At 60.4% G+C, this 20,742-nt stretch carries 17 protein-coding genes; all 17 read right to left on the reverse strand.

Annotated features, from left to right (window positions below; translation table 11 throughout):
* Positions 1-5 precede the first annotated feature (5 nt).
* Positions 6-1,637 carry a CTP synthase gene (locus tag NRG23_RS13220; protein WP_007924045.1) on the reverse strand — a complete coding sequence of 544 codons (1,632 nt, stop codon included), beginning with the start codon at positions 1,635-1,637 and terminating at the stop codon, positions 6-8.
* 274 nt (positions 1,638-1,911) lie between these two features.
* Positions 1,912-3,240: a tRNA lysidine(34) synthetase TilS gene (gene tilS, locus NRG23_RS13225; RefSeq protein WP_257374708.1), complete on the reverse strand. Its 1,329-nt coding sequence runs from the start codon at positions 3,238-3,240 to the stop codon at positions 1,912-1,914.
* Between the two features lie 119 nt (positions 3,241-3,359).
* A complete protein-coding gene (locus NRG23_RS13230; protein WP_016705313.1) occupies positions 3,360-4,307 on the reverse strand; it encodes an acetyl-CoA carboxylase carboxyltransferase subunit alpha in 948 nt (315 codons plus the stop codon).
* A 140-nt stretch (positions 4,308-4,447) separates the two neighbouring features.
* Positions 4,448-7,972 (reverse strand): DNA polymerase III subunit alpha, encoded by a 3,525-nt coding sequence (gene dnaE / locus NRG23_RS13235; protein ID WP_009047221.1) that lies wholly within the window; start codon positions 7,970-7,972, stop codon positions 4,448-4,450.
* A gap of 69 nt (positions 7,973-8,041) precedes the next feature.
* A complete protein-coding gene (gene rnhB, locus NRG23_RS13240) occupies positions 8,042-8,674 on the reverse strand; it encodes a ribonuclease HII (RefSeq protein ID WP_016705311.1) in 633 nt (210 codons plus the stop codon).
* An 11-nt stretch (positions 8,675-8,685) separates the two neighbouring features.
* Complete coding sequence (lpxB, locus tag NRG23_RS13245) at positions 8,686-9,816, reverse strand: lipid-A-disaccharide synthase (RefSeq protein WP_028681759.1); 1,131 nt, start codon at positions 9,814-9,816, stop codon at positions 8,686-8,688.
* 2 nt (positions 9,817-9,818) lie between these two features.
* Positions 9,819-10,595: an acyl-ACP--UDP-N-acetylglucosamine O-acyltransferase gene (gene lpxA / locus NRG23_RS13250; RefSeq protein WP_007924057.1), complete on the reverse strand. Its 777-nt coding sequence runs from the start codon at positions 10,593-10,595 to the stop codon at positions 9,819-9,821.
* Positions 10,592-11,032, reverse strand: coding sequence for a 3-hydroxyacyl-ACP dehydratase FabZ (fabZ, locus tag NRG23_RS13255; protein WP_007924058.1), 441 nt, complete (start codon positions 11,030-11,032; stop codon positions 10,592-10,594). Before fabZ ends, lpxA begins: the two co-directional genes overlap by 4 nt.
* Before the next feature lie 109 nt (positions 11,033-11,141).
* The gene (gene lpxD, locus NRG23_RS13260; RefSeq protein ID WP_110175169.1) at positions 11,142-12,197 is read right to left on the reverse strand and encodes a UDP-3-O-(3-hydroxymyristoyl)glucosamine N-acyltransferase; all 1,056 of its coding nucleotides are present in this window, start codon (positions 12,195-12,197) and stop codon (positions 11,142-11,144) included.
* Between the two features lie 3 nt (positions 12,198-12,200).
* Positions 12,201-12,704, reverse strand: a complete 504-nt coding sequence (locus tag NRG23_RS13265; protein WP_007924063.1) for an OmpH family outer membrane protein — start codon at positions 12,702-12,704, stop codon at positions 12,201-12,203.
* Between the two features lie 45 nt (positions 12,705-12,749).
* The gene (gene bamA / locus NRG23_RS13270) at positions 12,750-15,137 is read right to left on the reverse strand and encodes an outer membrane protein assembly factor BamA (protein WP_009047217.1); all 2,388 of its coding nucleotides are present in this window, start codon (positions 15,135-15,137) and stop codon (positions 12,750-12,752) included.
* Positions 15,138-15,211: 74 nt separating this feature from the next.
* Entirely contained in the window at positions 15,212-16,564 is a 1,353-nt protein-coding gene (rseP, locus tag NRG23_RS13275; RefSeq protein ID WP_009047216.1) for a sigma E protease regulator RseP, read from the reverse strand.
* A 52-nt stretch (positions 16,565-16,616) separates the two neighbouring features.
* Positions 16,617-17,807 (reverse strand): 1-deoxy-D-xylulose-5-phosphate reductoisomerase, encoded by a 1,191-nt coding sequence (gene ispC, locus NRG23_RS13280; protein WP_257374719.1) that lies wholly within the window; start codon positions 17,805-17,807, stop codon positions 16,617-16,619.
* Positions 17,804-18,610, reverse strand: a complete 807-nt coding sequence (locus NRG23_RS13285) for a phosphatidate cytidylyltransferase (protein ID WP_016705308.1) — start codon at positions 18,608-18,610, stop codon at positions 17,804-17,806. Before NRG23_RS13285 ends, ispC begins: the two co-directional genes overlap by 4 nt.
* The gene (uppS, locus tag NRG23_RS13290; protein ID WP_009047213.1) at positions 18,610-19,365 is read right to left on the reverse strand and encodes a polyprenyl diphosphate synthase; all 756 of its coding nucleotides are present in this window, start codon (positions 19,363-19,365) and stop codon (positions 18,610-18,612) included. Before uppS ends, NRG23_RS13285 begins: the two co-directional genes overlap by 1 nt.
* A gap of 16 nt (positions 19,366-19,381) precedes the next feature.
* On the reverse strand, positions 19,382-19,939 hold the full coding sequence (gene frr / locus NRG23_RS13295) for a ribosome recycling factor (RefSeq protein WP_009047212.1): 558 nt from the start codon (positions 19,937-19,939) through the stop codon (positions 19,382-19,384).
* Positions 19,936-20,679 carry a UMP kinase gene (gene pyrH, locus NRG23_RS13300; protein ID WP_007924076.1) on the reverse strand — a complete coding sequence of 248 codons (744 nt, stop codon included), beginning with the start codon at positions 20,677-20,679 and terminating at the stop codon, positions 19,936-19,938. Before pyrH ends, frr begins: the two co-directional genes overlap by 4 nt.
* Between the last annotated feature and the right edge of the window lie 63 nt (positions 20,680-20,742).

The following is a 20,742-nucleotide window of genomic DNA, read 5'->3' on the forward strand; positions in this document are numbered from 1 at the left end:
CGGGGTTACGCCTTCTTCTGGTGTTGAGCCAAAGCGGCCTTGACGAAGCCACTGAACAGCGGATGGCCGTCACGTGGGGTCGAGGTGAACTCAGGGTGGAACTGGCAGGCGACGAACCATGGATGGTCCTGTGCCTCGACCACTTCAACCAGCGCGCCATCGCCGGAACGACCGGAAATCTTCAGGCCGGCGTCGATCAGCTGTGGCAGCAGGTTGTTGTTCACTTCGTAACGGTGACGGTGACGCTCGACGATCACATCCTTGGCGTAGCAATCGTGCACCTTGGAGCCGGCTTCGAGCAGGCATTCCTGAGCGCCGAGACGCATGGTGCCGCCCAGGTCGGAAGCTTCGGTACGGGTTTCGACGGCACCGGTGGCATCAGCCCACTCGGTGATCAGGCCGACGACCGGGTGACCGCTGGCGCGATCGAACTCGGTGGAGTTGGCGTCCTTCCAGCCCATGACGTTACGAGCGAACTCAATCACGGCCACTTGCATGCCCAGGCAGATACCCAGGTAAGGCACCTTGTTTTCGCGAGCGTACTGGACGGCGGTGATCTTGCCTTCCACGCCACGCAGGCCGAAACCGCCTGGAACCAGGATCGCATCGACGCCTTCGAGCAGCGCGGTGCCCTGGTTCTCGATGTCTTCGGAGTCGATGTAACGCAGGTTGACCTTGGTACGGTTGGTAATACCGGCGTGACTCATCGCTTCGATCAGCGACTTGTAGGCGTCCAGCAGCTCCATGTACTTGCCGACCATGGCGATGGTGACTTCGTGCTCTGGGTTGAGCTTGGCGTCGACCACTTTTTCCCACTCGGACAGATCGGCACCGTTGCATTGCAGGCCGAAACGCTCGACGACGAAATCGTCCAGACCCTGGGCGTGCAGCACGGCCGGGATCTTGTAGATGGTGTCGACGTCTTCCAGGGAGATCACCGCGCGCTCTTCAACGTTGGTGAACAACGCGATCTTGCGACGCGAGGACACGTCCACCGGGTGGTCGGAGCGGCAGATCAGCACGTCAGGCTGCAGGCCGATGGAGCGCAGCTCTTTCACCGAGTGCTGGGTCGGCTTGGTCTTGGTCTCGCCAGCGGTGGCGATGTACGGAACCAGGGTCAGGTGCATCAGCATCGCGCGCTTGGAACCGACTTCGACGCGCAGCTGGCGGATGGCCTCGAGGAACGGTTGCGACTCGATGTCACCCACGGTGCCGCCGATCTCCACCAGGGCCACGTCGGCATCGCCGGCGCCCTTGATGATGCGACGCTTGATCTCGTCGGTGATGTGCGGAATCACCTGGATGGTGGCGCCCAGGTAATCACCACGGCGCTCTTTGCGCAGCACGTGCTCGTAGACACGACCGGTGGTGAAGTTGTTGTTCTGGGTCATGGTCGTGCGGATGAACCGCTCGTAGTGGCCCAGGTCCAGGTCGGTCTCGGCGCCGTCGTGGGTGACGAACACTTCACCGTGCTGGAACGGGCTCATGGTGCCCGGGTCGACGTTGATGTACGGGTCCAGCTTGAGCATGGTGACCTTAAGTCCCCGCGCCTCCAGGATGGCCGCCAATGAAGCCGAGGCAATGCCTTTCCCCAATGAAGAAACAACACCGCCCGTGACGAATATGTAGCGCGTCATGAAAAACCCTAGAAGTCTGCGTTAAAGCGGTCCGAGCCGCCGGGGAAAGCGAAGGAAGGCCGAAGCCCCCGATCACCTGCATTAATCACAGTGCACCTTTCAAAAAAACCGCCGCGTTGGGACAGACCGGAAGAGAAAACACCGGTACGTTGCTCGCTACACATTTTTTGGAATCGCCCAGCAAAGACTGCTTGGTAATCGGCAACTCCTGCAATTCAGGCGAATCCACAGAAGTTGTATCAAGAAGGGAGCGTAGTCTACCGGAAAGGGACTTTCAGCTCAAACCTTGATCGCTCGAAGGCGGCTGCCAATGCAATTGCCAGCCTTCATGGGTATTTGCGTCAAGACCTGGCAGGTTCGCCACCGCGAGCAATTCTTCACCTCGATACAGCAGCGGCAATCTGCCACGGACGAAGGCCGGCAGACCCGCCTCATTGAGCAGACGCTTGAGATCGCGGCGGCCGCGCCCAGGCAGTTGCATCACCTCGCCCCCCTGACGGTAACGCACCTGCAAGGGCCCTTGCGGCGCGCCACCGATGAATTGCAATCGCCCATTGCCTGGTAACGGCAAAGGCGCAGCGGTATCGACCCAACTCGGCACCGATAGCGGGGATTGCAGCCAGCTACCCGACAACCACCAGACGCGCCCTGCCGACCGCTGCAACTCGCCCTGCCCCAGCCGCCATACCGGACGGCTGTCGCCCGCGGCATCGCGCAGCGTCTGCCAGCCCGCCCAGTGGTCGCTGTCAGGCAGCGGCGTGAGCCGGCTCAGCCAGTGACTCAGGGCATTGCGCTGACGCGCCTCCGACAAGCCGACCAAAGGCACCAGCGCCAGGGACGGCAACCCCAGCCACTCGAACTCCCCCTCCTTAGCCGCCTCTTGCAGATCGATGATCGCCAGCTCATCCAGCAACTCCCGGGCCTCGCGCACATGCGCCGCGCTACGCGCCAGGCTGCTGGCAGCTTGTGGCCAGCGGGCAGTCAGCAATGGGAACACCTGATGGCGCAGGTAGTTGCGGGAGAACTGCCGGTCCTGGTTGGAGGGATCGTCGATCCAGCGCAGCTGGTGATCACGAGCGTAACGCTCCAGCTCGTCGCGGGAGATATCGAGCAAGGGCCGCAGCAAGTGCCCCTGCCCCAGCACACGGGACGCCGGCATGGCGGACAAGCCCCTGACCCCGGCCCCACGCAGCAAACGGAACAACAGGGTTTCCGCCTGATCGTCACGGTGCTGAGCCGTCAGCAACAGCTCATTGCTGCCGGTTACCTCTTCGAACGCGGCATAACGCGCCTCCCGCGCTGCACGCTCCAGGCTGGCCCCCGGTTGCACCTGCACCGCCACTATTTGCAACGGCACCGCCAAGGCCTCGCACTGGGTTCGACAATACTCCGGCCAGGCGTCAGCCACAGCTTGAAGGCCGTGATGCACATGGATGGCGGTCAACGGGGGAAGTGTGTGTCGCTGCCTGAGTTGGGCAAGCAGGTGCAGCAGGACGGTGGAGTCGAGGCCACCGGAGAACGCGATGCGCCAGGCCGATCGATCCAGCCAGGGCAGGAGGCGTTGCAGCAGTTTTTGCGTAAGGACGGTATCGAATGGGCTCATGAGTGGACCGGATCCTGAGTAGAGACCGAGCTTGCTCGCAGTGCCTGAAAAGCCTCGACCTGAATGGCCGAGGCGCCCATTTCGCGAGCAAGCCCGCCCCTACAAGGAGCGTCGATCTGTCAGAGACCGTAGCTCATCAGGCGATCGTAACGACGCGCCAGCAGGGTATCGTTATCCATCTTCTTGAGCATCGCCAGCTGGGAGGTCAGCTCGGCGCGGATCAGAGCAGCAGCGGCAGCCGGATCACGGTGCGCGCCACCCAGCGGCTCGCTGATGACCTTATCGACAATGCCCAGGCCTTTCAGGCGCTCGGCGGTGATGCCCATGGCTTCGGCGGCATCCGGCGCTTTCTCGGCGGTTTTCCACAGGATCGAGGCGCAGCCTTCCGGCGAGATCACTGCATAAGTGGAGTACTGCAGCATGTTCAGTTGATCGCAGACACCAATGGCCAGCGCACCGCCAGAACCACCTTCACCGATCACGGTGGCGATGATTGGGGTTTTCAGGCGCGCCATGACCCGTAGGTTCCAGGCGATAGCCTCGCTCTGGTTGCGCTCTTCGGCGTCGATGCCCGGGTAGGCGCCCGGGGTGTCGATGAAGGTCAGGATCGGCATCTTGAAGCGCTCGGCCATTTCCATCAGGCGGCAGGCCTTGCGATAGCCTTCAGGACGCGGCATGCCGAAGTTGCGACGGACTTTCTCGCGCACTTCACGGCCTTTCTGGTGGCCGATGATCATGACCGGCTGGTCGTCCAGACGGGCAACACCGCCGACGATCGCGGCGTCGTCGGAGAAGTGACGGTCGCCATGCAGTTCGTCGAACTCGGTGAAGATGTGCTCGATGTAGTCCAGGGTGTACGGACGACGCGGGTGACGCGCCAGGCGTGCGATCTGCCAGCTGGTCAGCTTGCCGAAGATGTCCTCGGTCAAGGTGCTGCTCTTGTCTTGCAGGCGGGAGATCTCATCGCCGATATTCAGCGAATTGTCATTACCGACCAAGCGCAACTCTTCGATCTTGGCTTGCAGGTCGGCGATCGGCTGTTCGAAATCAAGAAAATTCGGGTTCATAGGCGTCCGTCTTGGGTCGACGTCCAAGAGAGCTTGGGCCGGCCGGTTGTCTATTCGCGCCCTACCTTAAGGGAGAGGCGCGTTCAGGTCGAGATTAAAAGTTCGGGTCGAGATCGGCGCACTTTCATGGCGCCTGACCGTCAACGGTATTGGAGGAAGACGTTGTCTCGCCCGAACTGGTCACGCAGGGCTTGAATCAAGGCATCCGCCGGGTCGATCCGCCAGGCTTCGCCGAACTGCAGCAAGGCCTTGGCGTCCTCCTTGGTGTACTCCATGGAGATCGGGCAAGCGCCGCGATGGCGTTTGCACAGTTCCCCCAGCCAGCGTAGCTGATCGCCCTTGAGGGCTTCGGTGTGCACCTTCAGGCGCAGGCTTTCCGCCAGGTTGGTGCGGGCATCTTCCATGCTCATCACCCGCTTGACCCGCAGGCGCAGGCCGCCGGAGAAGTCGTCGTTGCTGACCTCGCCCTCGACCACCACCATCGCGTCGGTCTGCAGCAGGGACTGGGCCGAATGGAAGGCATCGGCGAACAGCGAAGCCTCGATCCGCCCCGAACGATCGTCAAGGGTGATGAACCCCATCTTGTCGCCCTTTTTGTTCTTCATGACCCGCAGGGCAATGATCATGCCCGCGACGGTCTGGGTATCGCGCGCCGGCTTCAGGTCGACGATGCGCTGGCGGGCGAAACGCCGGATCTCACCTTCGTATTCGTCGATCGGGTGCCCGGTCAGGTACAGGCCGAGGGTGTCTTTCTCCCCTTTCAGGCGTTCCTTGAGGGTCAGTTCCTTGGCCTTGCGATGATTGGCGTAGACATCCGCATCCTCTTCGACGAAGACCCCGCCGAACAGGTCGGCGTGGCCACTGTCGGCGGTTCGCGCGGTCTGCTCGGCCGCCTTGACCGCTTCCTCCAGGGCCGACAACAGCACCGCGCGATTGCGGTCGATGTTGGCCTGGTAGGCCTTGAGTTCGTCGTGGAAGTAGGGCCCCAGGCGATCCAGGGCACCACTGCGGATCAGCGCATCGAGGGTACGCTTGTTGATGCGCTTGAGGTCGACCCGGCTGCAGAAGTCGAACAGGTCCTTGAACGGGCCACCTTCGGCACGGGCCTCGACGATCGCCTCCACCGGCCCCTCGCCCACACCCTTGATCGCTCCCAGGCCATAGACAATACGGCCGTCGTTGTTGACGGTGAACTTGAAGTCGGAACTGTTCACATCCGGCGCATCGAGGCGCAGCTTCATGCTGCGCACTTCTTCGATCAGCACCACCACCTTGTCGGTGTTGTGCATATCCGCGGACAGTACCGCCGCCATGAAAGGCGCCGGGTGATGCGTCTTGAGCCATGCAGTCTGGTAGGACACCAGCCCGTAGGCGGCCGAGTGGGACTTGTTGAAACCGTAGCCGGCGAATTTTTCCACCAGGTCGAAGATGTTGCCCGCCAGGTCGGCATCGATACCGTTGTTGGCGCAACCTTCGATGAAGCCGCCGCGCTGCTTGGCCATCTCCTCGGGTTTCTTCTTACCCATGGCACGACGCAGCATGTCGGCCCCACCAAGGGTGTAGCCAGCCATCACCTGGGCAATCTGCATCACCTGTTCCTGATACAGGATGATGCCGTAGGTCGGTGCCAGTACCGGCCGCAAGCCATCGTACTGGTAGTCCGGATGCGGATAGGCCAGTTCGGCGCGACCGTGCTTACGGTTGATGAAGTCGTCCACCATGCCCGATTGCAACGGACCGGGACGGAACAACGCTACCAGTGCGATCAAGTCTTCCAGGCAGTCGGGCTTGAGCTTCTTGATCAGCTCCTTCATGCCTCGGGATTCGAGCTGGAACACCGCGGTGGTCTCGGCCTTCTGCAGCAGCTCGTACGTCTTCTTGTCGTCCAGCGGGATGAAGTCGATGTTGACGTCGGGCAGGTTCTTTTTCACCTGCTCGCGGTTGATGGTCTCCATCGCCCACTTGATGATGGTCAGGGTCCGCAGGCCGAGGAAGTCGAACTTCACCAGGCCGGCAGCCTCGACGTCGTCCTTGTCGAACTGGGTTACCAGGCCGTCGCCGGCTTCGTCGCAATAGATCGGCGAGAAGTCGGTCAGCTTGGTCGGGGCGATAACTACGCCACCGGCGTGCTTGCCGACGTTACGCACCACGCCCTCGAGCTTGCGCGCCATCTCCCAGATTTCCGCCGCTTCTTCATCGACCTTGATGAAGTCGCGCAGGATTTCTTCCTGCTCGTAGGCTTTTTCCAGGGTCATGCCGACTTCGAAGGGGATCATCTTCGACAGACGGTCAGCCAGGCCGTAGGACTTGCCCTGCACCCGCGCCACGTCCCGCACCACAGCCTTGGCGGCCATGGAACCGAAGGTGATGATCTGGCTTACGGCGTTGCGGCCATATTTCTCGGCCACGTAGTCGATAACCCGGTCACGACCGTCCATGCAGAAGTCGACGTCGAAGTCGGGCATGGAAACCCGTTCCGGGTTGAGGAAACGTTCGAACAGCAGGTCGTAGGCCAGCGGGTCGAGGTCGGTGATCTTCTGCACGTAGGCCACCAGGGAACCGGCACCCGAGCCCCGGCCAGGACCTACCGGCACACCGTTGCTCTTGGCCCACTGGATAAAATCCATAACGATCAGGAAGTAACCGGGGAACCCCATCTGGATGATGATATCCAGCTCGAAATTCAGCCGGTCGACATACACCTGGCGCTTGGCTTCATAGTCTTCGGTGGTGTCCTTGGGCAGCAGCACGCTGAGGCGCTCTTCCAGCCCGTCGAAGGAAACCTTGCGGAAATATTCATCGATGGTCATGCCATCGGGAATCGGATAGTCAGGCAAGAAGTGCTTGCCCAGCTTCACTTCGATATTGCAGCGCTTGGCGATCTCGACCGTGTTTTCCAGGGCCTCGGGCAGGTCGCTGAACAGCTCGGCCATTTCCTCGGCGCTTTTCAGGTACTGCTGGTCGCTGTAGTTCTTCGAGCGACGCGGGTCGTCGAGGGCGCGGCCTTCACCGATGCAGACCCGGGTTTCATGGGCCTCGAAGTCTTCGCGCTTGATGAACCGCACATCGTTGGTCGCCACCAGCGGCGCGCCGATCTTGTCCGCCAGGGCCACGGCTGCGTGCAACTGCTCTTCGTCGTTGGGACGGTTGGTACGCTGGACTTCCAGATAGAAACGGTCCGGGAACACCGCCATCCATTCGCGAGCCAGGGTTTCCGCTTCTTGCAGGTCGCCAGAGAGCAGGGCAAGACCGATCTCGCCCTCTTTCGCGGCCGAGAGCATGATCAGGCCTTCGGCGGCCTCGGCCACCCACTCGCGCTCGATGATGATCTGGCCATTACGCTGGCCATCGATAAAGCCGCGGGAAATCAGCTCGGTCAGGTTGCGATAGCCAACGGCGTTCATCACCAGCAGGCTGATGCGGCTCAGTGGATTCTCGGGATCCTTGTTCGACAGCCACAGGTCGGCGCCACAGATCGGCTTGATCCCGGTGCCCATGGCCGCCTTGTAGAACTTGACCAGGGAACACATGTTGTTCTGGTCGGTAACCGCCACCGCGGGCATGCCCATGCCGGCCAACGTCTTGACCAGCGGTTTGATCCGCACCAGACCGTCAACCAGGGAATATTCAGTGTGCAGGCGTAGATGAACGAATGAAGCCGGCATAGTGATCCTGTAATGAGCACAAAAACAACAAGGCCCGGATTGTACCGGGCCTTCGCTAAAACATCAGCCTCAGGACTGAATCTCGCCCAGGTTCTCACGGGCTTCGTAGGCTTGGCGTACCGGCGCGAACGAGCGCCGGTGAATCGGCGTCGGCCCCAGGCGGGCCAGCGCTTCCAGATGAACGGGCGTTGGATATCCCTTGTGTCCGCCGATGCCATAGCCTGGGTAGATCAGCTCGAACGCCGCCATCTCGCGATCCCGGCTGACCTTGGCCAGAATCGACGCCGCGGCGATCGCCGGCACCTTGCTATCGCCCTGGACCACGGCTTCGGCAGGCATCGACAATTTCGGGCAACGATTACCATCGATCATCGCCAGTTTCGGGGTCACGCTCAGCCCTTCTACCGCGCGCTGCATCGCCAGCATGGTGGCATGCAGGATATTCAGTTCGTCGATTTCCTCGACTTCGGCGCGGGCAATGCACCAGCTCAGGGCTTTCTCACAAATCTCGTCGTAGAGCTTTTCGCGACGGGCCTCGGTGAGCTTCTTCGAGTCGTTCAGGCCGAGAATCGGCCGGCTCGGATCGAGAATGACCGCAGCCGTGACCACTGCGCCGCACAACGGGCCGCGCCCGACTTCGTCGACACCGGCCACCAGGTCTTCGGCATCGGCCACCAGAGAGAAATCCAGTCCCATCTGCATCTTTTCGTTACTCATGCCGGTTTGCCAATCAGGTTCAACACCGCTTCAGCCGCCTGGTTGGAGGCATCCCGGCGCAAAGTGCGATGGATCTCGTCAAAACCGCGGGTCTGCTCCTGGCCGTCTTCGATCAAGGGCGACAGGGTCTGGGCCAGGGCCTCCGCAGTCGCGTCATCCTGCAGCAGTTCGGGAACCAGCAGGCGCTGGGCCAGCAGGTTCGGCAGGGAAATATAAGGGCTCTTGACCATACGCTTGAGAATCCAGAAGGTCAGCGGCGCCAGGCGATAGGCGACGACCATCGGGCGCTTGTAGAGCAGCGCCTCAAGGGTTGCGGTGCCGGAGGCGATCAATACCGCATCGCAAGCCGCCAGCGCCTGATGCGACTGGCCGTTGAGCAGGGTCAACGGCAGGTCGCGACCGGCCAGCAGCTCTTCCAGCTGAGTACGCCGCTCGGGGCTCGCGCAAGGCATGACGAAACGCACCCCTGGACGCAAGGCGCGCAGGCGTTGTGCCGCGTCGAGGAACAAGGCCCCGAGGCGCCCGACTTCGCCGCCACGACTGCCCGGCATCAGGGCCACCAGCGGCCCCTCGGGCAAGCCCAGCTCAGCGCGAGCCGCGGCCCGATCGGCCTCCAGCGGAATGGCATCGGCCAGGGAGTGCCCGACGAACCGCACCGGCACGCCCTTCTCTTCATAGAATTTGGCTTCGAACGGGAACAGCGTCAGCATCAGGTCGCAACCTTCGCGGATCTTCAGCACGCGCTTTTGCCGCCAGGCCCAGACCGAAGGACTGACGTAGTGCACGGTCTTGATGCCGGCCTGACGCAACTGGAGTTCGATGTTCAGGTTGAAATCGGGGGCGTCGATGCCGATGAACACGTCCGGCTTTTCGGCGATCAGGGTCTGCACCAGCTTCTTGCGCCGGGCCAGCAGTTCGCGCAGGCGTCCCAGGACCTCTACCAGGCCCATGACCGCCAGGCGCTCCATCGGGAAGTAGGAAACCAGCCCTTCGGCCTGCATCAGCGGGCCACCGACACCGATGAACTCAACGGCGGGATGCTGGACCTTGAGCGCGCGCATCAAACCGGCGCCAAGAATGTCGCCGGAAGCTTCGCCAGCCACCAGCGCAATACGCAGTTTGCTCATGATTAACGGGTGATGCCGCGAGTCGAAGACTGGATCGAGTCACGAAATACCGCGACTTCGGGAAATTGTGCAGCAGCTTCTGCCAGCTCGACGAGCGCCTGATCGACGGTCAAGCCCTGGCGATACACCACTTTATAGGCTCGACGCAGGGCGTGAATCGCGTCTTCGCTGAAACCACGACGGCGCATGCCCTCGAAGTTCATGCTGCGCGCCTCGGCCGGGTTGCCGAACACTGTGACAAAGGCCGGAACATCCTTGCCGATCGCCGTCCCCATGCCGGAAAAGCTGTGGGCGCCGATATGGCAGTACTGGTGAACCAGGGTGAAGCCGGACAGGATCGCCCAATCGTCCACATGCACATGGCCGGCCAACGCCGTGTTGTTGACCAGGATGCAGTGGTTGCCGATCACGCTGTCGTGACCGATATGGGCATACGCCATGACCAGGTTGTGATCACCGAGAGTGGTCTCGGAACGGTCCTGGACAGTGCCGCGATGAATGGTCACGCCTTCACGAATGACGTTGTGGTCACCAATCACCAGGCGGGTTTCCTCGCCTTTGTATTTCAGATCGGGAGTGTCTTCGCCTACCGAGGAGAACTGGTAGATACGATTGTGCTTACCGATCCGGGTCGGGCCTTTGAGCACCACATGCGGCCCGATCACCGTACCCTCGCCGATTTCCACACCGGCGCCAACGATCGACCACGGGCCAACCTCAACGTCGTCGGCCAGAATGGCCGTCGGATCGATGATTGCGCGAGGGTCAATCAAACTCATAGTTTGCGTTCCGCACAGATGATTTCAGCGGAGCAGACTGGCTTGCCGTCGACCGAAGCCTGGCATTCGAATTTCCAGATCTGGCGCTTGCAGCTGATGAACTTGGCTTCCAGGATCAACTGGTCACCCGGCAGCACCGGCTGGCGGAAGCGCAGCTTGTCGGAACCGACGAAGTAGTAGAGGGTGCCATCGGCCGGCTTCACGTCCAGCATCTTGAAACCAAGAATGCCCGCAGCCTGAGCCATGGCTTCGATGATCAGCACGCCCGGCATGATTGGATGCGCGGGGAAGTGACCATTGAAGAAAGGTTCGTTGATGCTGACATTCTTGTAGGCACGAATGCACTTGCCCTCAACATCCAGATCCACTACCCGGTCCACCAACAGGAACGGGTAACGGTGAGGCAGGTATTCGCGAATCTCGTTGATGTCCATCATTTCGGGGGGAAGCCTGTAGTAAAGATTGGGAGCGCGCGACTAACGCACACTCCTCTAGCAAATCAAGGAGGCAGTCTAACGGCTGTGCACACTTGATATGGAAATGGTATCAGCCATCTGATGAAGCTTTACCGTCGGGGGTCACGTCCCCTACGCGCTTTTCCAGTTGTCGCAGGCGTCGCGCAAGATCATCGAGCTGACGGATGCGTGCCGCGCTTTTGCGCCACTCGGCAGCAGGCTGCATGGCTGTACCGGAAGAGTAGGAGCCCGGCTCGGTAATCGAGTGGGTCACCATGGTCATCCCGGTCAGGAAAACGTTGTCGCAAATATCGATATGGCCAACCAGCCCGACACCGCCGGCGAGCATGCAGTGCTTGCCGATCCGGGTGCTGCCGGAAATACCGACACAGGCTGCCATGGCGGTGTGATCACCGACCTGGACGTTGTGGGCGATCTGAATCTGGTTATCCAGCTTCACGCCATTGCCAATGACGGTATCGGCCAGCGCACCGCGATCGATAGCGGTATTCACGCCAATCTCGACATCATCGCCAATGGTGACGCCACCAACCTGCGCAATCTTCTGCCAGATGCCTTTCTCGTTGGCGAAACCGAAACCTTCACCGCCCAGTACCGCACCAGACTGAATGACCACACGCTTGCCGATACGCACATCGTGGTAAAGCGTCACGCGTGGAGCCAGCCAGCCGCCCTCGCCAATCTGGCAACGGGCACCGATAAAACAATGAGCACCGATCGTGACACCCGCGGCGATTTGCGCACCGCTCTCGATGACCGCAAACGCGCCAATACTGGCAGCCGCGTCGACCACAGCATCCTCGGCAATGACCGCAGTCGGATGAATACCGGCAGCAGTCTTGGGCTTGGGATCGAACAGGTGGGAAATGCGTGCGTACGACAGGTAGGGGTCGGCCACTACCAGGGCATCACCGGCATAACCTTCGGCATCCGCCGCCTTCAGCAGCACGGCACCCGCCTGGCTGTCAGCCAGATACTTACGGTATTGGGGATTTGCCAAAAAGCTCAACTGAGCTGGGCCAGCCTCCTGCAAGGTGGCTAGCCCAGTGATTTCTTTCTCTGCGGAGCCACGCAGGGTGGCTCCGAGGAACTCGGCCAGCTGGCCGAGCTTTATAGTCGCTGTCATGGGTTACTTCAGCTGATTCATGCGCTCGATAACCTGGCGAGTGATGTCGTACTGAGGTTTGACATCAATCACTGCACCACGCTCGAACACCAGGTCAAAACCACCTTTCTTGATGACTTCTTCCACGGCGCTGTCGAGTTTCGGCTTCAGTTGCTTGAGCATTTCACGATCGGCAACGGCCTTGGCTTCGTTCAGTTCCTTGGACTGGAACTGGAAGTCACGGGCTTTCTGCTTGAATTCGAGCTCCAGGCGCTCACGCTCGCCCTGCTGCATCTTGTCGCCACCGGCAACCAGACGATCCTGGATGCCCTTGGCGCTGCTTTCCAGGGTTTTCAGCTTGTTCAACTGCGGGCCGAACTTCTTCTCGGCATCCACCGCGTATTTCTTCGCAGCATCGGATTCCAGCAGTGCCATCTGATAGTTCAGTACGGCGATTTTCATGTCGGCGAAGGCCGGACCTGCTACCAGGACAGTCGCCAGGAGAACCAATTGAGTCAACTTACGCACGATGCACTCCTACAAAATCCATTGTCGTTATCTTGGGTCAGGCTCTTAGAAAGTCTGGCCGAGGGAGAATTGGAACACCTGGGTTTCAGCGTTGTCAGGTTTCTTGACCGGCATTGCAAGAGCAAAACTCAGCGGCCCCAGAGCGGTTACCCACGTCACGCCGACACCCACGGAACTGGCCAGATTGCTCAGACTGACGTCATTACACTGCGTATCGGAACGCAAACCACTAGGGTTTCTGACCTGCTCGCATTTGGAGTCGAACACATTACCCACGTCCCAGAATACGGAGGTACGAAGAGAGCGTTGGTCCTTGACGAACGGCATCGGGAACAGCACCTCGACACCGCCCTGGATCAGCACGTTGCCACCGAATGGCAGCGGATCCTGATCCGGATCACGAGTCGTGCCGGCGTTGCCCGTCGCACCTGCACCACGGCTCGGAGTACTGCGAGGACCCAGGGTGCTGTCCTTGAAACCACGGACCGAGTTGAAACCACCAGCATAGTAGTTTTCATAGAACGGCAAGCCGTCGGTCGAACCATAACCGTCGCCATAACCCAGCTCGGTGTGCAGGCGCATGGTGTAGGTGTCGGTCAGCGGCTGGAACAACTGGCCGCGGTAGTCGAGCTTGAAGAACGACAGGTCGCTGCCCGGAGTAGTGGCTTCCAGCACCAGGCTCTGGGAATGACCACGGGTCGCCAGGACACCTTTGTTCAGGGTCGACTCGGACCAGCCGGCCGAAGCCTTGAAGTTCAGATAGTTGTCGCCTTCGCGGTTCACGAAGTCGAAGATTTCGTCGACGGTATAACGACCGGTCTTGATCTTGTCTTGTTGCGCGGTCAGGCCGAAGGTCAGACGCGAAGTCTCGCTGATCGGGTAACCAACGCTGACGCCGGCACCCAGGCTGTCTACCGCATAGCTCGCCACGTCGACATCGAGGTCGTCGTAGTCGGTGGTGCGATAGAACGCGTTGTAACCCAGGCTCACGCCATCGGCAGTCCAGTAGGGGTCGACATAGCCGAAGTTGTAACGGCTTTGGTATTCGCTGCGGGTCAGGCCGATGCTGACCTTGTTACCGGTACCCAGGAAGTTGTTCTGGGTGATCGAACCACCGAGGATCAGGCCCGCACTCTGGGCGAAACCGACGCTGGCGGTAATCGAACCGGAAGCCTGTTCTTCTACTGCGTAGTTGACGTCTACCTGGTCGTCGACACCTGGCACGGCCGGGGTTTCGACGTTGACTTCCTTGAAGAAGCCCAGGCGCTCCAGACGGGTCTTGGACTGGTCGATCAGATAGGTCGAAGCCCAGCCACCTTCCATCTGACGCATTTCACGGCGCAGCACTTCGTCCTCGGACTTAGTGTTGCCGCGGAAGTTGATGCGGTTCACGTAGGCACGCTTGCCGGGATCGACCACGAAAGTGATATCGACCGTGTGATCTTCGTCGTGCGGCTGCGGAACACCGTTGACGTTGGCGAAGGTATAACCCTCGTTGCCCAGGCGGCGGGTGATCAGCTCGGAAGTGGTGGTCATCAATTTACGCGAGAACACCTGGCCCTTCTCGACCAGCAGCAGCGACTTGACCTGGTCTTCAGGCACTTTCAGGTCACCGCTGAGCTTCACGTCACGAACGCTGTACTTCTCGCCTTCGTTGACGTTCACAGTGATGTAGACGTGTTTCTTGTCCGGAGTGATCGAAACCTGGGTCGAAGCGATATCCATGTTGATATAGCCACGGTCCAGGTAGTAGGAACGCAGGCGTTCCAGGTCACCGGACAGCTTCTCACGGGCATACTTGTCATCGTTCTTGAAGAACGACAGCCAGTTGGTGGTTTTCAGCTCGAACAGATCAACCAGGTCTTCGTCCGGGAATACAGTGTTGCCCACGACGTTGATGTGCTGGATGGCCGCTACGGTGCCTTCGTTGATATTGACCTTCAACGCCACACGGTTGCGCGGCTGCGGGACCACTTCGGTATCGACGGTGGCCGAGTAGCGGCCCTGAGCGACATATTGGCGCTGCAGTTCGTTACGAACACCTTCAAGGGTCGCACGCTGGAAGATTTCGCCTTCCGCGAGACCGGATTGCTTGAGGCCTTTCATCAGGTCTTCAGTGGAAATCGCCTTGTTGCCTTCGATTTCGATACTGGCGACGGATGGACGCTCGACTACCGTGATGACCAGGACATTGCCATCGCGGCCCAGCTGGATATCTTGAAAGAAGCCGGTTTTGAACAGCGCACGAGTGGATTCCACGAGGCGACGATCGTCCGCCTGCTCACCGACGTTCAGCGGCAAGGCCCCAAAGACGCTACCCGCGGAGACCCGCTGGAGGCCATTGACGCGGATATCGGAGATAGTGAAGGACTCGGCGTGAACTTCGGCGATCATCAATACGGAGAGAACCGCAGTTAGCAGCAGACGTTTCATGAAGTCCTTTCTTATTCCAACTGGCAATAAAGAAACTGCCGCAAAATGCGGCAGATTCGCAATTCAGCGAAGCGTTACAGACGACCCAGATCGTTGACCAGGGCAAGCAACATCACCCCGACCACCAAGCTGATACCGATCTGTATCCCCCAACCTTGCACCCGATCCGACAAGGGACGACCACGCGCCCACTCGATCAGATAAAACAACAGATGCCCCCCATCCAGTACAGGAATGGGCAGCAAGTTCAGAACCCCTAGGCTAATACTCAGATAAGCAAGGAAATTCAAGAAATCAGCAACGCCCGACTGGGCAGAAGCGCCCGCCACTTTAGCAATGGTTATCGGTCCACTCAAGTTTTTTACCGAGAGCTCGCCGAACAACATTTTCTTCAGTGAGTCGAGGGTCAGCACGCTCATGGTCCAAGTACGCCGGGCACCTTCCCCAATGGCAGCCAGCGGACCATAACTGACCTCGCGAAGCATTTCCGGCGGCCAATCGACCGCCTTCACCCCAGCCCCCAGATAACCACTGGCGACCTTCTCTTTACCGCGTGCGGCCAGGGTCACCGGGACGTCGATTTGAGCACCATCACGCTCGACGTGCAGCACAATTTTGGTATCAGGACGTACACGCACCCAGTCGACGACCTGCTGCCAATCGGTCAGCGCCTGACCATCCAGCGCCAGCAAGCGATCGCCGGTTTTCAGGCCAGCCGCCTGGGCCGGGCCTTTCGGATCGAGTTCAGCCAGAACGGGGGCGAGCGCCGGACGCCAGGGGCGAATCCCCAGGGAACGAATAGGATCAGGTTCATCGGTACCCTTGAGCCAGTTGTCGAGCACCAGCTCGCGCGGCGAATCGGCGGTCGAACCCTGCTCACGCACCAGCAACTGCAAGGTACCGCTTTCGCCCAGACGTCGGATCAGTTGCAGGTTGACCGCCGACCAGCCCACGGTGGGCTCGCCATCGATGGCAACAATTTCCTGGCCAGGGCTCAGGCCAGCCTTGGCGGCAATGCTTCCAGACTCGACACTGCCGATGACCGGACGCACCTGCTCGGTACCGAGCATCGCCAGCCCCCAGAAGAACACCAGTGCCAGCAGGAAGTTGGCGACAGGACCGGCAGCAACGATGGCGATACGCTGGCGTACCGACTTGCGATTGAACGACTGGTCGAGCTGGTCGACGGGTACTTCGCCTTCGCGCTCGTCAAGCATCTTCACGTAGCCACCCAGCGGAATGGCGGCAATCACGAATTCGGTACCTTGCCGGTCATACCAACGCAGCAACGGCATGCCGAAGCCCACGGAGAAACGCAGAACCTTGACGCCGCAACGACGCGCCACCCAGAAGTGACCGAATTCATGGAAGGTGACCAGCACACCCAAGGCGATCAGGGTGCCGACAATCATATAGAGCGCGCTCATCTACTTTCTCCGCAATCCTATCCAGTACCGATACGCTCGGGCTTGTCGCAACTTACCGGCTGTTGCGACCCAGCCACTGCTCAGCCAGGGCACGGGCTTTGGCGTCCGCCGCGAACACGGCGCTCAGCTCATCGACTGCGACAACCGGTTCAAGGCTTAAAACTTCTTCGATGATACTCGCGATCTCGGGGTAGCGGATGCGCCGTTCGAGAAACGCGGCAACAGCTACCTCGTTGGCGGCATTCAACATGGCCGGAGCACTGTTGCCGGCCTCGGCGGACTGGCGCGCCAGACGCAAGCACGGGAACCGCTCTTCATCAGGCGCCTGGAAATCCAGGCGCGCCACGGCGAACAGATCCAGCGGCGGCACGCCCGAGTCGATTCGCTCCGGCCAGGCCAGGGCATTGGCGATCGGCGTGCGCATATCCGGGTTGCCCAACTGGGCCAGTACCGAACCGTCCACATAGTCGACCAGCGAGTGAATCACGCTTTGCGGATGAATCACCACCTCGACCTGGGCAGGCTTGGCATCGAACAGCCAGCACGCCTCGATCAGCTCAAGGCCTTTATTCATCATGCTGGCCGAATCGACGGAAATCTTGCGCCCCATCGACCAGTTGGGGTGAGCACATGCCTGCTCAGGCGTTACCTGCTCCAGGTCGGCCAGCGGCGTTTGCCGGAACGGGCCACCGGATGCGGTCAGCAAAATGCGCCGCACCCCCACATGGCTCAACCCACGGGAAAAGTCCGCGGGCATGCACTGGAAGATGGCGTTGTGCTCACTGTCGATGGGCAACAATACCGAACCGCTCTTGCCCACCGCCTGCATGAACAATGCGCCGGACATGACCAGCGCTTCTTTATTGGCCAGGAGAATTTTCTTGCCAGCCTCGACGGCAGCCAGGGTCGGACGCAAGCCCGCGGCACCGACGATAGCCGCCATGACCGCGTCGACTTCAGGGTCGGACGCCACTTCACACAAGCCCTCCTCGCCCACCAGTACACGGGTGCGCGAACCGGCATTGCGCAAGTCTTCCTGCAGGCTGCGCGCGGCAGCGATATGCGGGACGACGGCAAAACGGGGAGCATGACGGATACACAGCGCCAGCAGCTCGACCAGACGACTGAAACCGCTCAAGGCGAAGACCTGATAACGCTCGGGATGGCGGGCAATGACATCCAGGGTGCTGAGGCCGATAGAGCCGGTGGCCCCGAGAACCGTAATCTGCTGTGGGCGACTCACAATGCAGCCATCCACAACAACACGGCGAATACCGGAATGGCCGCGGTCAGGCTATCGATACGATCAAGCACGCCACCATGGCCCGGCAGCAGGTTACTGCTGTCCTTGATCCCGGCCTGGCGCTTGAACATGCTTTCGGTCAGGTCGCCGACCACCGAGATGAACACCACGACAGCCGCTCCCAGCAAACCAAGGATGATCTGCCCGAAGGACCAGCCTGCAACCAGACCGACCACTGCAGCGATCACCAGGCTCAGCAGCAGACCGCCGTACACCCCTTCCCAGCTCTTGCCCGGGCTGACCTGCGGCGCCAGCTTGCGCTTGCCGAAGGCCTTGCCGGAGAAATAGGCACCGATATCAGCCCCCCAGACCAGCACCATCACCGCCATGATCAACCAGTTACCCAAAGGCTGCTGTTTGATGAAGACCAGGCCTTGCCAGGCCGGCAGCAGAATCAGCAGACCGATCACCAGCTTGGCCGCGGCACCGGCCCAATGCTCTCTGGTACGCGGATAGGTGAGCACCAGGAAAGTCGCCAGCCCCCACCAGAGTACCGCGGCACCAAGCACCCAAGGCGCGATACCCGGCAACAGCTGCATCAGGAACAACAGCGCAGCGACCACTACTGCATAGGCAATACGGGTCGGTTGAGCGTCGAAACCCGCCAGGCGCGCCCACTCCCAGGCCCCAAGGGTCACCACCAGCCCGATAAACAGGGCGAAGGCGGAACCTTCGAGCAGGAAAAAACCGCACAAGGCGATCGGTAGCAGGATCAGCGCAGTAATGATTCGTTGTTTGAGCATTAAACCCGGGCTCCAGCTTCGACCTGCTCGCTCGTTTTACCGAAGCGGCGCTGGCGAGAAGCGTAATCGGCCAGCGCAGCGCGCATGGCATCGTGTTTGAAGTCCGGCCAGAACAGGTCGGAGAAGTACAGCTCGGCATAAGCCAGCTGCCAGAGCAGGAAATTACTGATGCGGTGTTCGCCGCCCGTACGGATGCACAGGTCCGGCAACGGCAGGTCGCCAGTCGCCAGGCAGGTTTGCAACAACTCGGGGGTAATGTCGTCAGGGCGCAGGTGCCCTGCCTGGACTTCCCGCGCCAGGCGCTGAGCGGCCTGGGCAATATCCCACTGACCGCCATAGTTGGCGGCGATCTGCAGAATGAAGCGATTACTCCCCGCGGTCATCGCTTCCGCCTCGCGCATCGCCGCTTGCAGCTCGGGATGGAAGCGCGAGCGATCGCCGATGATGCGCAGGCTGATGTTGTTTTCGTTGAGACGCTTGGCCTCGCGGCGCAATGCCTTGAAGAACAGATCCATCAAGGCACTGACTTCATCGGCCGGCCGCTGCCAGTTTTCACTGGAGAAGGCGAACAGCGTCAACACCTCGACCTTGGCCTCGGCGCACACTTCAATCACCGCACGAACAGCATCGACACCCGCTTTATGCCCGGCGACACCCGGCATAAAGCGTTTTTTTGCCCAGCGATTGTTCCCATCCATGATGATCGCGACATGGCGCGGCACCGAAGACGGTACAGGCTGCTTGGTCTTGTCCATGAAAACGTCCTGACCCTTATACGGCCATCAGGTCCGCTTCTTTTTGCTTCACAGCGACTTCGATTTCCGCCACGAACTTGTCGGTCAGCTTCTGGATTTCATCGGCGGCGCGACGCTCGTCGTCTTCGCTGATTTCCTTCTCCTTGACCAGGTCCTTGAACTGGCTCAGCGCGTCACGACGCACGTTGCGCACAGCAATACGGGCGTCTTCGGCCGCTTCACGAGCCTGCTTGGTGAAGCCCTTGCGGGTTTCTTCGGTCAGCGCCGGCATGGTGATCAGCAGCAGCTCGCCCAGGTTGGTCGGGTTGAAGCCCAGGCCGGAGCTCTGGATCGCCTTGTCCACCGCCGCCAGCATGTTGCGCTCGAAGGCCACGACCTGCAGGGTGCGAGCATCCTTCACGGTGACGTTGGCCACCTGGTTGATCGGGGTGTCAGCACCGTAGTAAGGCACCATCACGCCTGCCAGGATGCTTGGGTGAGCCTGGCCGGTGCGGATGCGGCTGAATGCATGCGCCAGGGATTCCAGGGACTTCTTCATGCGCTCTTGAGCGTCTTTCTTGATTTCGTTGATCATTGTTCGCCTTCCTCGATCAGGGTTCCTTCAGCGCCGCCATGCACGATATTCAGCAGGGCGCCGGGCTTGTTCATGTTGAAGACACGCAACGGCATCTTATGGTCGCGGCACAGGCAGATCGCCGTCAGATCCATGACACCCAGCTTGCGATCCAGTACTTCATCGTAGGTCAGATGATCGAACTTCTCGGCATGCGGGTCTTTGAATGGGTCTGCGGTGTATACACCGTCAACCTTGGTTGCCTTGAGCACGACGTCGGCATCGATCTCGATCGCCCGCAGGCATGCTGCGGAGTCGGTCGTGAAGAACGGGTTGCCGGTACCGGCAGCGAAGATCACCACTTCCTTGGAGTTCAGATGACGCATCGCCTTGCGACGGTCATAGTGATCGGTCACACCGACCATGGAAATGGCCGACATGACGATCGCCGAGATATTCGCACGTTCCAGCGCGTCGCGCATGGCCAGGCCGTTCATCACAGTGGCCAGCATGCCCATGTGGTCGCCTGTCACCCGATCCATGCCGGCCGCGCTGAGCGCCGCGCCACGGAACAGGTTGCCACCGCCGATGACCAGACCGACCTGAACACCGATGCCAACCAGCTGGCCGACTTCCAGCGCCATGCGATCCAGCACCTTAGGGTCGATCCCGAACTCTTCCGAGCCCATCAGGGCCTCGCCGCTAAGCTTGAGTAGAATGCGTTTATAGCGAGCTTGATAACCACTGCCCTGCTGAGCCATTGCGAATCTCTCCTGCGGCGTATTTTAAAAATTCTCTGCAAGCTGTTTGCAGCCTGCGTTCAC

It is taken from the genome of Pseudomonas sp. T8 (assembly GCF_024610635.1).
GTDB lineage: Bacteria > Pseudomonadota > Gammaproteobacteria > Pseudomonadales > Pseudomonadaceae > Aquipseudomonas > Aquipseudomonas chlororaphis_I.

Bases quoted from the DNA above. Each gene is read 5' to 3' on its own strand.
- NRG23_RS13220 (WP_007924045.1), bottom strand. From the start codon at position 1,637: ATGACGCGCTACATATTCGTCACGGGCGGTGTTGTTTCTTCATTGGGG.
- tilS (WP_257374708.1), bottom strand. From the start codon at position 3,240: ATGAGCCCATTCGATACCGTCCTTACGCAAAAACTGCTGCAACGCCTC.
- NRG23_RS13230 (WP_016705313.1), bottom strand. From the start codon at position 4,307: ATGAACCCGAATTTTCTTGATTTCGAACAGCCGATCGCCGACCTGCAA.
- dnaE (WP_009047221.1), bottom strand. From the start codon at position 7,972: ATGCCGGCTTCATTCGTTCATCTACGCCTGCACACTGAATATTCCCTG.
- rnhB (WP_016705311.1), bottom strand. From the start codon at position 8,674: ATGCAGATGGGACTGGATTTCTCTCTGGTGGCCGATGCCGAAGACCTG.
- lpxB (WP_028681759.1), bottom strand. From the start codon at position 9,816: ATGAGCAAACTGCGTATTGCGCTGGTGGCTGGCGAAGCTTCCGGCGAC.
- lpxA (WP_007924057.1), bottom strand. From the start codon at position 10,595: ATGAGTTTGATTGACCCTCGCGCAATCATCGATCCGACGGCCATTCTG.
- fabZ (WP_007924058.1), bottom strand. From the start codon at position 11,032: ATGATGGACATCAACGAGATTCGCGAATACCTGCCTCACCGTTACCCG.
- lpxD (WP_110175169.1), bottom strand. From the start codon at position 12,197: ATGACAGCGACTATAAAGCTCGGCCAGCTGGCCGAGTTCCTCGGAGCC.
- bamA (WP_009047217.1), bottom strand. From the start codon at position 15,137: ATGAAACGTCTGCTGCTAACTGCGGTTCTCTCCGTATTGATGATCGCC.
- rseP (WP_009047216.1), bottom strand. From the start codon at position 16,564: ATGAGCGCGCTCTATATGATTGTCGGCACCCTGATCGCCTTGGGTGTG.
- NRG23_RS13285 (WP_016705308.1), bottom strand. From the start codon at position 18,610: ATGCTCAAACAACGAATCATTACTGCGCTGATCCTGCTACCGATCGCC.
- uppS (WP_009047213.1), bottom strand. From the start codon at position 19,365: ATGGACAAGACCAAGCAGCCTGTACCGTCTTCGGTGCCGCGCCATGTC.
- frr (WP_009047212.1), bottom strand. From the start codon at position 19,939: ATGATCAACGAAATCAAGAAAGACGCTCAAGAGCGCATGAAGAAGTCC.
- pyrH (WP_007924076.1), bottom strand. From the start codon at position 20,679: ATGGCTCAGCAGGGCAGTGGTTATCAAGCTCGCTATAAACGCATTCTA.